Raw genomic sequence first — 12152 nt, 5'->3', positions numbered from 1 at the left:
ATAACCTAAACAAAAAACCCCAGAAAACCGCCAATCCTGAAAATTAACGTTCCTAAACCAAAATAAAAGCGGGCCTCATAGCCCGCTCCTATCTCTCCACACGTTGTCGTCTAGCTCTCAGATAACGTCTTCGGTTGGGCCTTCGGACAAAACTCCTTCCCATTTGGCGGACACAGCTGCTGCGTAGCCATTCCCCAGCACATTGGTAGCCGTGCGCAGCATGTCGAGGAAATGATCAATCCCTAGAATAAGGGCAATACCCGCTTCAGGCAGACCGAACTGCGGCAGGACGGCAACCAGCGTGACAAGAGATGCCCGAGGCACCCCGGCAATGCCTTTACTGCTCAGCATCATGACAAGCACCATCAACGCCTGCTGGGTCCAAGGCAGGTGGATGCCGTAAGCCTGCGCGATAAAGATGGCCCCAAAAGACTGAAATAGAATAGAACCATCCAGATTGAAGCTATAGCCCAAAGGCAGGACGAACCCTGCAATCCGGGACGGTACGCCGAAACTTTCCAGCCGCTCCAGCAGCAGTGGGTAAACGGACTCACTACTGGCCGTTGCAAAGCCAAGGATAACAGGCTGCACAAGCTCCTGAATCAGGACCTTGATCCTGGGGCCTATGACGCAGAAGGTAATAAAGGTCAGCACCATCCAGAGGGTCATGATTGTTCCATAGAACTGGAACAGGAAGCGCCCGAAGTGCATCATCATTTCCGGACCACTATGGGCAAGACTACCCATGATGGAGCCAAAGACGGCAATCGGGGCCAGCACCATGACCATATCGGTCATGCGCAACATGATATGGGCCAGTTCTTCGGACCATGAGAGCATGGTTTTGCCGGCCTTGCCTGCCGCAGGCAAAGACACCCCGAACAGGACCGAAAAAACAACAATCTGGAGAATATCGTTCCGCGACATCGCATCCAGAATACTGGTGGGCACGATATGCAGGACAAAATCGACGGGCTGGAAGGCATGCCGAAGGGAACCGATGTCCGCCGGAAGTGGTGCGGAGAACCCCGCCCCCGGCTGCAAGATGTTGGCCGCCAGCAACCCGATGGTGAGCGAGATAAAGGACATGCCCAAAAACCAGAGGATAACCTTGCCACCAACACGCAGGACCAGCGTATCATCCCCCAGCTTGCCTATGCCGCTGACCAGCGTAGCAAACACAAGCGGCGCGATGACCATACGAATCAATCTGAGGAACAGCCCGGTCAGCAATGTTGACGTCTGCTCAGCCGCACCAATGTAAGCAGGTGCCCAGACATGGATGGACAGCCCGCTTACAATACCCAAAACGAGAGCCACAAGGATGGCGTATGTCCGCCGTCTGGTATTTCCGAACTGCGTGGCAGCTGCCATCGGCGTAATTCCTCTCCCGTTTTGACTGTAAACTTCCGCGACAAAGAGGCTCCTAATAGGAAAGAGTTGTCCGGTCGTCAAAAACCTTGATGCGATACCCCTCCCCCGTTGCCCAGGTTGCCGTTAAAATACGGGATTGTCACAACGTTTCGGCATTGCCCTTTTGCTCTTTCCATGACATGTCATTTTCTTCACTTTCCAGACGTCTGGCAGTCCTGTTCATGTCCTTTTTTCGCTCCGGTGTTGTTTCCCTTATTGTGGCCTCGACCCTATGTGGTCAGGCCATGGCCAAGACCGCGTGCGATACCGCATCCGATGGGCAGATTGAAATTTCCATGAAGGAAGTTGGCGCAGCCATTGGCTATATGTGGGGGCATGGAACGCTAACATATGGCGGCCAGCGTTACCCCATATCGGTCAAGGGTGGTGGCGCTCTGGCCCTTGGTAGCGCAACGGTTACAGGCTCTGGCTGCGTTAGGAACCTCTCCCGGCTGGTGGATTTTGAAGGCACGTACTGGACCGTTGGTGGAGACGTTGCCATTGGCTCCGGCCCGGCTGGCATTGTGATGGAAAATGCCAAGGGTGTGGATATGTCGTTCTCCGGCAACACCCATGGTGCACATCTTTCTGGCCAGATTTCACGCCTTTATTTCAAGATTGATTCGTTCTGAACTCTTGACGTTATGCAGCACTCAACCCGACCGCAAATACCGGGATTGATACACGCTCTGGGCTCTGGCGCCTGAGACTATCCGGCCTTCCAGAATAAAAATTATTTTATACACCCCATAGCAAAAAAGGCCTGTGGAAATCTCCACAGGCCTTTTTTGGTTACTTATTCAGCGGCAATCCTGCGGAATACCTTAGAACGCCCAAGTTGCATCACAGCTGAACCAGAACATGTTGTTTGTACCATTGTTAACGATCGGGTTAGCAACAGTGCCTGCCTGGTTGAAGGGGTGTGTGCCGTTGAGCGATTTATCCAGACGGACTTCAGGCCGGATAATAAAGCCACCCAGAGCCAGCTTTTTATTAATGAACTCCGGCTTATACGTTACACCAACTGTGAGTTCACCATAAGTTGTAGGCATGGCGCTGTAGTAAGGATACGGCTTGTTGGTCAGATACTGCGTGAAGGAGTTGAAGCTGGAATATTCCGCAATCACCATACCCGAATTATCGCGGAAAATTTCGCCACGGGCATTCAGGGTCAGCCACGGGTGGAAAGCGTATGAGAAGTACGTGCTGACACCATAAACATCGTCACGCAGGGCATCATCATGCAGATAGGTGCCGTTGACGGAAACTGTCATCTTATCATTCACATGATAAGTTGCCATGAAGTCCCCGTTATACTGCATCAGGCTGTTGGCAGGCTTACCCAGACCAGAGCTCAGCCAGCCTTCGGCGGACTGTACCTGACGGCCATTGTTGCCCTGAGGGCCAAAATGGCCGATGGCGTGCATATCCAGCTTGCCATCAAGCAGCTTGTTCCATGCAAAACCAAAATACCCTTTGGGCTTGTTGTTGTTCCCCGAAGCGCCAAAGGTTGTGGAGTTCCCCGCATCCACCCCAAGGATCCAGTCCATATGCTGGGTCAGGTGCATGGTGGCCAGAATACCTACTGTTTCAAACGGTACGATATAGTCGGACGCATAGTTGAAGGTGTAGAACGGACGGGCCTGTGCGGGCGTGCCTTCCGCCCCCATGATCCCGTACATCTGGCCGACCTGAACATCAATCCCGCGCTTGAAAATCCACGGCAGGTGAGCATCAATATGCGCCTGCGTAGGCGCCCACTGGTACAGACCATGCAAGGAACCAGAACCCATACCAATGGTCGGGTCAAAGCGTGCATCCGAGCCATACATGGCTTCAAACACAAACCCCAGACCATAGCCTTTGCCAACGGACGTGACCGGATGGGAGATGGAGCCCATAATCTGGTTAAGGGTCGCGGTGTTGGCGCGGTCGGTATAGTACTGCGCAAAGTTGCGGCCCGAACGTGTCCAGGGGTTGCCGGTTACACCCCCTTCAACCGACACATGCGCCTCCAGCCCCTGCCAGTAATTGGGAGCCTGCCCGGCTTTGGGGTGAAAGAGATTGCCCACGGTGGGCTTCATCGCATCATCTTCGCTGCTTACAGCAGCGGGCACTTCCTCACCATCAGAAGGCGTGCCTGCGGCTTTTTCCGCTTCAGGCGGCGCGCTGATGGGCGCATTCACCACCTGAGCAGAGTTCAGGGACACAGGAGCAACTGTAGTTTCTGCTGCATGGGCATACGACGCAAGCAACGAGCCGCCAGATACACACGCCGCAAGGAGGAAGTGAACTTCCTGAACAAAGTTTTTACGCATCTCAACAATCCCAATCCAAGAAAGAAACTATATCTTGTGGCTACGGCTCATTCTTTTTTGAATTTACTCATGAAGAATACTGTACAAACCAGCATGATAGTTGAATAGATAAAAAATATTTCGATGTTGTAATAAATTACGACAGCGAGGGCGATCAGCGCCGCGACAAGGGCAAAGCCCGGCAGAACGGGGTAAAGTGGGGCCTTGTAGCTACGCACTAGCGTGGGTTCGGTCCGGCGCAGACGGAACAGGCTGATCATGCTGAGCATATACATGGTCAGCGCACCAAAGACGGACATGGTGACCAGTGTGGCGGTCAGTGACTGCCCCTGAATGCTGACCAGATCATCGGAGAAAATAGCGGCAATACCGATGGCACCACCCGCCAGCGTTGCCACATACGGGGTTTTAAAGCGCGGATGCAACCGCCCCAGCACTTCCGGCAGGAACCCTGCACGGGCAAGGGCGAACATCTGGCGTGCATACCCCATGATAATCCCGTGCAAGGAGGCCACAAGCCCAAACAGACCCAGCCAGACCAGCATGTGCAGCCAGCCACTATGCGCGCCTACAACCTGCTTCATGGCTTGAGGCAAGGGATCGTTCAGGTTGGACAGGGTATGCCAGTCACCCACACCACCGGCAAAAATCATGACACCAAAAGCAAGCGTTACAAGGGTAAGAATACCGGCAATATACGCAATGGGAATGGAGCGGCGGGGTTCGCGCGCTTCTTCCGCAGCCATGGCGACACCTTCCACGGCCAGAAAAAACCAGATGGCAAAAGGCATGGCTGCAAAAATACCGCCCAATGCCTGCCAGCCAAAATGGGGAGCCCCACCCCAGCCGTCTGACAGAAAATGGTCCCATGTAAAGGCAGGTGCCACAACACCCATAAAGACCAGCAGCTCAACAATGGCAGCAATGGTAATAAACAGCTCAAAGGTTGCTGCAATATGCACGCCTACGATGTTGAGCGTCATGAACACCAGATACGCACCCAGAGCTGCCACCTTGGGAGAAAGCCCGGGAAACTGCACGTTCAGGTAAGCGCCAATAGCCAGCGCAATGGCTGGTGGCGCAAAAATGAACTCGATCAGGGTTGCAAGGCCGGCAATAAGCCCGCCCCAGCGGCCCAGCGCCCGAAAGCTGTAGGCAAAAGGACCACCTGCATGCGGGATAGAGCACGTCAGTTCTGTAAAACTGAAGATAAAGGCCGTGTACATCAAAGCCACAAAAACGGTGGCCACCAAAAACCCGAGCGTTCCGGCGGTTCCCCACCCGTAACTCCAGCCAAAATACTCGCCAGAAATGACAAGTCCAACGGCAATCCCCCACAAATGGAAGGCACCGAGAGACTGGCTGAGCTTGGTCCCGCTGCTCTCACTCATGCGTCTGTGTCCTTATCATGTAAAGATAGTGTGTTGCTGCCTGCCAGTTGGTCCGGGGCAGCGTCTTTCAAACCGACACCTGTCAGGCCAAGCCGTCTGGCCTCCTGCATCAGCCATGCCAGCTTGCTTGTGCCAGCAGGTATCGTCATGCCGTGTGCATGGATGTTGGACAGGCAGTTCCGTGAGGAATCCGGGCACCCCACATACGGTGCGTATGTCAGGTAAATGCCAAGGCTGTCCGCAACGCTCAGGCCGGGGCGCTCGCCAATCATCATGACGACCATGCTGGCCCCCATGGCCTGTGCAATCTCATCCCCCAAAGCAACGCGGCTTTGCGTTGCAATCACCAAAGGAGCAATCCGCCACCCGTGCAAAAGAGGCTGCATGGCCTGAAAAACAGGTATGGCGTTTGTCTGGGTCGCGACGGAGGAAAGACCATCCGCTGCTACAAAAACAACGTCCCACGCCTCTTTGCGCAGCATATGCAAAGAGTTTTCCGAAAGCCTGCGGCCCAGATCCGGGCGACGCAGATAAGTGGCGCGGTCCGTGGCCCGGCTCTGCACATGCAGGCAGGGGGCGCCACGTAACTGCTGCTCCATGGCCTGCACGTTCAGCGGTGCATGTACGGCATCGCGCGCCTGAGCGTGAGCGGCCTGAAAAGCCAGAACGTCCGTTGTACGCTGTGCATTGCCACTACGGCCCAGACCAATGCGCGCACGGGTAAGGCCCCGCAGGGGCTGCCACGCATCTGCTACCGCACCGGGCTGGGTCTGGGGTTTGCCGTATTCCGTCATGCTGCACCCACCAGCCTGGCCAGTTGCGTCTGCCCGAGTTCCAGCGGGCGCATGTGGTTGGTCAGGCTGTCATACAGCCCCATACGCTCCAGCCATGCGGCAAATTCGGGGGCCGGGCGTGCGCCAAGCATGTGCCGCAGGGTCAGAATATCGTGGAAGGACAGGCTCTGGTAATTGAGCATGATGTCATCCGCACCGGGCACCCCGATCAGGAAGGTAATGCCCGCCACGCCCAGCAGGGTCATCAGGTTGTCCATATCGTCCTGATCAACTTCGGCGTGGTTTGTGTAGCAGGCGTCACACCCCATGGGCACACCCATAAGCTTGGCGCAAAAATGGTCTTCCAGCCCTGCGCGTATGACCTGTTTGCCGTCATACAGATATTCGGGGCCAATAAAGCCGACCACCGTGTTCACCAGCAAGGGATTGAACGCCCGCGCCACGGCATAGGCCCGGGCCTCTACCGTCTGCTGGTCAATGCCGTGATGTGCCCCTGCGGACAGGGCCGCCCCCTGCCCGGTTTCAAAATACATGACATTCTGCCCGACAGTGCCACGGCCGAGTGCCAGCGCCGCATCATACGCCTCCTGCAGAATGGCAAGGTTGACCCCAAACCCCTCATTCGCTTTTTGCGTGCCCGCCACGGACTGGAACACAAGGTCCACCGCGCCGCCACGGTTCATGATTTCCAGCGTATTGGTAACGTGGGTCAGCACGCAGGTCTGGGTTGGAATGTCATAAAGCTGGCGGGCCTGATCGAGCATATCCAGCAGGGCCAGACCATTGGCCACACTATCGGTTGCCGGGTTAATGCCAATAACGGCATCCCCCATGCCGTAAAGCAGGCCATCCAGCGTAGAGGCCGCAATGCCTTTGAGGTCATCTGTCGGATGGTTCGGCTGCAGGCGTGAGGACAGGCAACCGGGCAGGCCGATTGTATTGCGGAAGCTGGTAATGACCCGGATTTTGCGCGCAACGCTTATCAGGTCCTGGTTCCGCATGAGCTTGCTTACAGCGGCAGCCATTTCTGGTGTAATGCCCGGCGCAATCCGTGCAAGGGCTGCCGTATCCGCCTCGTGCGAGAGCAGCCAGTCACGGAACTCTCCCACCGTCATATGCGCTATGAGTGCAAAGGCTTTATGATCATGGGTATCCACGATCAGGCGTGTCACTTCGTCTTCTTCGTACGGAACAAGTGCGGTCTGGATAAAACTGCGCAACGGAACATCGGCCAAGGCATAACGGGCGGCCATTCTCTGGGCATCGGACTGGGCAGCCAAACCGGCCAACTGGTCCCCCGAGCGCACGGATGAGGCAACCGCCAGAAGGGTTTTGAGATCGGGGAAGTGGTAAGTCTCCCACCCCAGTCCATGACGATATCCCATTAAGGCCAGCCTCCTGCCCCAGCACAATCCCACTGCAAGGGGCCGGAGCGGGGCACCTCGCAGTTTAGTTCGATACCGTTACAATAGCAGCATCACCCGCTTGAGACTTGACTGGAGGGAACAATTTATTGATCATTCAAAACAAACTGCACCCTTACATAGACGTATCCTGCCATGTCTGACCCGATGCAAAGCCCGACATCTGGTGTGCTGGCCGCCGCCGCAACCGGTGTTGAAGACTTCATTACCTCCCGCGGGGGGGATATTGACCGGATTGCCGGGCGTTCGGGCCTGTCTACCGGCCAGTTCGCCCTGCCCACAGACATGCTGGACCTGACGGCATACTGCCGCCTGTTTGAAGAAGCCGCGCGTGAGACACAGGATGGCAATCTGGGCCTCTGGTTCGGGCAGCAGTTCCAGCCGGAAATGCTGGGCCTTGTAGGGTATATTGCGCTCCTGTCCGCCACAGCGGAGGATGCCGTGCGCAATCTGGCCAGCCATTTTGGCTACCACCAGTGCAACACACACACGCAGCTGATCGAGCAGGAAAACGGGCTACTCCGGCTGGAATACGCTATTCAGGACCCCAGCATTACCCAGCGCAGGCATGATGCCGAGCTGACCATGGGCATGTTCTGCAATGTGCTCCGCCACGCCATGGGGGAGGACTGGGTGCCCGAAGCCGTTCTGTTTGAACACCATCAACCCGAGCAGGCCCACGAACACAGGGATGCGTTTCAGGCCGATATTCGCTTTGGCCATGTGACAAATGCCCTGCTGTTCCGCAAGGCCGGGCTGGAACGCCCCATGCCCAAGGCCAACGCAAACATGCTCGAAATCATGCGGGCATCGCTGATTTCCCTCTCCCGCAACCACCACAGCAACGGGCAGAGTGCCTCGGCCCCATCGCTCAAGGAGCAGATTGCCTCCATGATCCGCGCAGGGCTGGCCGAGCGCTGCTGCACACTCTCGGACATTGCCCAGCGCATGAACATGCCAGCATGGACGCTGCAACGCAGGCTGGCCCAGTTCAACCTGTCCTTCGGCACATTGCTTGAAGAAGTCCGCTACGCTGAAGCCTGCCGCCAGCTTGGGCAGGCTGGCCCGGATATGGGGGAAATCGCCCTCGCCCTTGGCTATACCGAGACAAGCGCTTTCAGCCGGGCATTCCGCAAATGGAGTGGCCTTTCCCCCCGTGCATGGCGCGAACAGCAGTTGATAAAAGCCACCCTGCTCAACGCGGGCTAGACAGCTTTATACCTGCCCTGCTCCGCCCCTGCCCCATTCATATTTGCATCCTCCCCGCATAATATGAGACACGGACAGGGCATGAAGCAGAGCGCCCCTCCCCTCCGCCGTGGCTGGACCACGGGCAGTTGCGCAACGGCTGCGGCCAAAGCCGCATGGCTGGTGCTGCTGGGGCATGAGCCCCCTGCCAGTGTAACCATTACCCTGCCATCAGGGCAGGACGTTGCTTTCAGCCTATGCCAGTATGGCGGCACGCCCGACGCGCCCTGCGCTGCCGTAATAAAAGACGCAGGGGATGACCCCGATATTACACATGGCGCCATGATCCGCTGCACGGTGCGCGCTCTGGCTACCGGGGCGGGTCTTGTGTTCAAGGCCGGGCCGGGTGTTGGCACCATTACGCGCCCCGGCCTGCCGCTGCCACCGGGTGAACCGGCAATTAACCCCGTCCCCCGCGCCATGATCCGCACAGCCCTGACACAGGCCAATAACGGCACACTCCCGGACGCGGAAGTTACAATCAGCATTGATCACGGGCAGGAACTGGCAAAACGCACACTCAATGCACGGCTGGGTATTGTGGGGGGGCTGTCCGTTCTGGGCACAACGGGCATTGTCATGCCGTTTTCATGCTCGGCATGGATACAGAGCATTCACCGCGGGATTGACGTGGCGCGGGCGGAAAACCTGCCCCATGTGCTGGGCGCTACGGGCAATGTGTCGGAAAAAGCAGGGCAGGCCCTGTACGGCCTACCAGATATGGCCCTGATTGAAATGGGGGATTTTGCGGGCGGGCTGCTCAAATATATCCGCCACCACCCTGTCCCCCGCCTGAGCCTTGCTGGCGGCATTGCCAAGATGACCAAACTTGGACAGGACTGTCTGGACCTGCATTCCAGCCGCAGCCGGGCAGACATGCCCGCACTGGCCCAACTGGCCGCACAACATGGTGCGCCAGACACCCTGCCAGAGTTGATACGCACCAGCCCCACGGTGGCGGAGGCTTTTCTGCTGGCCCGCAGTCACAACTTCCCCTTGGGCGAGGTCATTGCACATGCGGCTTGGGCAGTGGCCCACAAAACCCTCAGCCCGGCCCCTGTGCTGTTGGATGTCCTAGTATTTGACCGCTCGGGCACACTGGTCGGCAAGGCTGATGGGCCTTTTACCCCTTAGCTGCGGAACCGGCGGCGGTAATCGGGGTCATACAGAGCACTCTCCCGCCCGGCAATGCCAGCAAGGGCTGGGCCAACCAGCACGAGTGCCGTGCGCTCGATCGGGTTCTGTTCGAGTTCTTTTTCAATGCTTTCCAGCGTGCCATGCAGCACAATCTGGTCGGGCCAGGATGCACGGGCAACAATAGCTACAGGGCATTGCAGGCCGTAAAACGGCGTTAACTCGGCAACAATACGCCCCAAGGCATGCACGGCAAGGTGTATGGCCAGCGTGGCCCCTGTTGCAGCAAAGGATTCCAGTTTTTCACGCTCGGGCATGGCCGAGGCGCGGCCATTAACACGGGTCAGCACAAGGCTTTGCGCCACACCCGGTACAGTCAGCTCCCGCCCCAGAACAGATGCCGCAGCCGCAAACGCAGGCACACCCGGGGTCATGGTCCATGGGATTGCATTGCGCTCCAGCCTGCGTATCTGCTCGGCCACCGCGCTGTAAATGGACAGATCCCCCGAATGCAGGCGCGCAACATCCTGCCCTGCTTTATGGGCGCGCACATATTCGGCCTCAATCTCGTCCAGAGACATGGGAGCTGTATCCACCAGCCGGGCATTGTCGGGGCAATACTGGAGCATATCAGGCGGCACAATGGACCCGGCGTAAAGGCAGACCGGGCAGGATGCCAGAATATCCCGCCCCCGAATGGTCAACAGGTCCGCAGCCCCCGGGCCGGCCCCAATAAAATGAACAGTCACTTTCTATCTCCTTCTGCCACCGCGCAGGTTACACCACACAATACCTGACGGGTCAGGCACAACTGCGCTCCATCCCCCGCACCGGCAAGAGCACATGCCTCCGCAACAGATGCAACCCCCACATGCCGCATAACCGTGGAGGACGCCGTATGGCAGGCAGCCTGCACCTGCTGGAGTTGTGTGCGTGTAATCCACAACACCCCAGCCCCCCACCTGCGCGCAACACTCTGGGGCAGGGTATCCGCGTTTTTAAAATCTGGGACCGCAATATAATCAGGCACGCTGGCCCCAAGCATGTGCAGGCTTTGCGCAACCAGTTCCAGCGCATGCTCCGCCAGTGCGGCACTCTGCCAGCCCATGCCCACTACGATCATGCGCTATGGGGCTTGCTGGCCACCCATTGGGTGACGGTCATGGCGGGTCGAAAAGCATGGAAGCCCCCTACCCCGTCCAGCCGTGCGACAGAAAGGCGGGTAAGCCGCCCCCCCCACTCCTGCATGGCCTGTACAAGGCGTGCTTCTGTTTCCACCACCACGGCATTGACCACCATACGCCCACCCGGACGCAGCGCCGCCCAGGCCTGCTCCAACACACCCGGCCTGCTGGCACCGCCCCCCACAAACACGGCATCCGGCGTGTCCAGCCCGCCCAGACCATCCGGGGCACGGGCCTGCACCACGTGCAGGTCGGGCACCCCCAGTGCCTGTGCATTGCGGGCAATGCGGGCAGCACGCTCTGGCACACTTTCAAGCGTTATGGCGCGGCACCCTTGGGCTGCCAGCATCCATTCGATGGAAACAGAGCCCGCACCCCCTCCAATATCCCACAGCAGTTCCCCTGCACGCGGGGCTAAGGCAGAAAGGGTTACAGCCCTTATTTCCTGCCGTGTTAGCTGCCCATCATGCTCAAAACAGGTATCGGGCAGGCCGCTGCACCGGGGCAGACAGGCCTCTGTAACCTCTGCGGGCACATCCAGCGCCAGCAGGTTAAGGCTGGCAACATCATCCGGCGGGCCATCTTTGGCCATAAAGCTACGGCACCGCTCGTTAGGTCCGCCGAGTGCTTCCATAACGGAGCAGCGGACAGTCCCCAGCCCCAGTTCCACCAACCACCGAGCCAGTTCGCGCGGTGTTTGCGCATCGGCGGAAAGGACAATCAAGCGCGCCCGTGGCTGCAAAAATGGCCGTAGCCGCGCCATAGGCCTACCGCAGACAGAGACAACATGGCACTGCTCCTGCGCCCAGCCAAGCCGCGCACAGGCCAGCGCCACGGATGATGGAGCAGGCAGGCAAAGCATTTCCCCCGCCTCCAGACTGCGGGCCAGCACACCACCCACCCCGTAAAAAAACGGATCGCCCGAGGCCAGTACAACAACAGAGTGCCCACGCAAGGCCAGAACCTGCTGCACCCCGGCACTAAAAGGTGTAGGCCATGCCACACACCGGCCTTGTGGCAGAGGAGCCACCAGTCCCAAATGGCGTGCACCGCCAAAAACATACTCGGCTTGCGCTATCAGGGTTCTGGCCGTGCTGCTTAGCCCGTCCAGACCGTTTTCTCCCACCCCGATCACACTCAGCCACGGCGTGGCCTCAGGGTTATGCGGTTCTGGCATTGCTTACCCCTTCCGACATACAGCGCACCAAAACTGCCCGTGCTTGCCCATGCCTGTAGCAAGCGGATA

11 protein-coding genes are annotated in these 12152 nt (G+C 58.0%); 3 read left to right on the top strand and 8 right to left on the bottom strand.

The window, feature by feature from the left end; translation table 11 throughout:
- Positions 1 to 117 precede the first annotated feature (117 nt).
- Positions 118 to 1374, bottom strand: coding sequence for a dicarboxylate/amino acid:cation symporter (locus HK20_RS07630; RefSeq protein WP_086646489.1), 1257 nt, complete (start codon positions 1372 to 1374; stop codon positions 118 to 120).
- A 179-nt stretch (positions 1375 to 1553) separates the two neighbouring features.
- Between HK20_RS07630 and HK20_RS07625 the strand changes: the two genes are divergently transcribed.
- On the top strand, positions 1554 to 2045 hold the full coding sequence (locus HK20_RS07625; protein ID WP_143221903.1) for a hypothetical protein: 492 nt from the start codon (positions 1554 to 1556) through the stop codon (positions 2043 to 2045).
- A 192-nt stretch (positions 2046 to 2237) separates the two neighbouring features.
- Here HK20_RS07625 and HK20_RS07620 read toward each other — a convergent pair whose 3' ends face one another.
- Genes HK20_RS07620 through HK20_RS07605 form a run of 4 tightly spaced genes read right to left on the bottom strand, consistent with a single transcriptional unit; the run spans position 2238 to position 7301 of the window.
- The gene (locus tag HK20_RS07620; protein WP_086646487.1) at positions 2238 to 3731 is read right to left on the bottom strand and encodes an outer membrane beta-barrel protein; all 1494 of its coding nucleotides are present in this window, start codon (positions 3729 to 3731) and stop codon (positions 2238 to 2240) included.
- A 47-nt stretch (positions 3732 to 3778) separates the two neighbouring features.
- On the bottom strand, positions 3779 to 5122 hold the full coding sequence (gene eat, locus HK20_RS07615) for an ethanolamine permease (RefSeq protein ID WP_086646486.1): 1344 nt from the start codon (positions 5120 to 5122) through the stop codon (positions 3779 to 3781).
- Positions 5119 to 5916: an ethanolamine ammonia-lyase subunit EutC gene (eutC, locus tag HK20_RS07610; protein WP_086646485.1), complete on the bottom strand. Its 798-nt coding sequence runs from the start codon at positions 5914 to 5916 to the stop codon at positions 5119 to 5121. Before eutC ends, eat begins: the two co-directional genes overlap by 4 nt.
- Positions 5913 to 7301: an ethanolamine ammonia-lyase subunit EutB gene (locus tag HK20_RS07605; RefSeq protein ID WP_086646484.1), complete on the bottom strand. Its 1389-nt coding sequence runs from the start codon at positions 7299 to 7301 to the stop codon at positions 5913 to 5915. The genes eutC and HK20_RS07605 overlap by 4 nt, the downstream gene beginning before the upstream one ends.
- A gap of 174 nt (positions 7302 to 7475) precedes the next feature.
- On the opposite strand from HK20_RS07605, the gene HK20_RS07600 reads away from it, so the two are divergent.
- Entirely contained in the window at positions 7476 to 8549 is a 1074-nt protein-coding gene (locus HK20_RS07600; RefSeq protein WP_086646483.1) for an AraC family transcriptional regulator, read from the top strand.
- A gap of 81 nt (positions 8550 to 8630) precedes the next feature.
- Positions 8631 to 9722 carry a cobalt-precorrin-5B (C(1))-methyltransferase gene (locus HK20_RS07595; RefSeq protein ID WP_086646482.1) on the top strand — a complete coding sequence of 364 codons (1092 nt, stop codon included), beginning with the start codon at positions 8631 to 8633 and terminating at the stop codon, positions 9720 to 9722.
- Here HK20_RS07595 and cobM read toward each other — a convergent pair.
- The 3 genes from cobM to cbiE are packed head-to-tail and all read right to left on the bottom strand — an operon-like array spanning position 9719 to position 12083.
- Positions 9719 to 10471, bottom strand: a complete 753-nt coding sequence (gene cobM, locus HK20_RS07590) for a precorrin-4 C(11)-methyltransferase (protein ID WP_086646481.1) — start codon at positions 10469 to 10471, stop codon at positions 9719 to 9721. The genes HK20_RS07595 and cobM overlap by 4 nt on opposite strands.
- Entirely contained in the window at positions 10468 to 10845 is a 378-nt protein-coding gene (locus HK20_RS07585) for a cobalamin biosynthesis protein (RefSeq protein WP_143296469.1), read from the bottom strand. The genes cobM and HK20_RS07585 overlap by 4 nt, the downstream gene beginning before the upstream one ends.
- A complete protein-coding gene (cbiE, locus tag HK20_RS07580) occupies positions 10842 to 12083 on the bottom strand; it encodes a precorrin-6y C5,15-methyltransferase (decarboxylating) subunit CbiE (protein WP_086646480.1) in 1242 nt (413 codons plus the stop codon). Before cbiE ends, HK20_RS07585 begins: the two co-directional genes overlap by 4 nt.
- Positions 12084 to 12152 lie beyond the last annotated feature (69 nt).

Origin of the sequence: Acetobacter sp. DsW_54 (assembly GCF_002153575.1) — a bacterium.
Lineage (GTDB): Bacteria > Pseudomonadota > Alphaproteobacteria > Acetobacterales > Acetobacteraceae > Acetobacter > Acetobacter fabarum.
Note: the sequence above shows the minus strand (reverse complement) of the source record. Positions and strands in the feature narration are given on the sequence as shown.

What these genes read in the sequence shown, in the direction of transcription:
- HK20_RS07630 (WP_086646489.1), bottom strand. Translation starts at nt 1,374, where the DNA reads ATGGCAGCTGCCACGCAGTTCGGAAATACCAGACGGCGGACATACGCC.
- HK20_RS07625 (WP_143221903.1), top strand. Translation starts at nt 1,554, where the DNA reads ATGTCATTTTCTTCACTTTCCAGACGTCTGGCAGTCCTGTTCATGTCC.
- HK20_RS07620 (WP_086646487.1), bottom strand. Translation starts at nt 3,731, where the DNA reads ATGCGTAAAAACTTTGTTCAGGAAGTTCACTTCCTCCTTGCGGCGTGT.
- eat (WP_086646486.1), bottom strand. Translation starts at nt 5,122, where the DNA reads ATGAGTGAGAGCAGCGGGACCAAGCTCAGCCAGTCTCTCGGTGCCTTC.
- eutC (WP_086646485.1), bottom strand. Translation starts at nt 5,916, where the DNA reads ATGACGGAATACGGCAAACCCCAGACCCAGCCCGGTGCGGTAGCAGAT.
- HK20_RS07605 (WP_086646484.1), bottom strand. Translation starts at nt 7,301, where the DNA reads ATGGGATATCGTCATGGACTGGGGTGGGAGACTTACCACTTCCCCGAT.
- HK20_RS07600 (WP_086646483.1), top strand. Translation starts at nt 7,476, where the DNA reads ATGTCTGACCCGATGCAAAGCCCGACATCTGGTGTGCTGGCCGCCGCC.
- HK20_RS07595 (WP_086646482.1), top strand. Translation starts at nt 8,631, where the DNA reads ATGAAGCAGAGCGCCCCTCCCCTCCGCCGTGGCTGGACCACGGGCAGT.
- HK20_RS07585 (WP_143296469.1), bottom strand. Translation starts at nt 10,845, where the DNA reads ATGATCGTAGTGGGCATGGGCTGGCAGAGTGCCGCACTGGCGGAGCAT.
- cbiE (WP_086646480.1), bottom strand. Translation starts at nt 12,083, where the DNA reads ATGCCAGAACCGCATAACCCTGAGGCCACGCCGTGGCTGAGTGTGATC.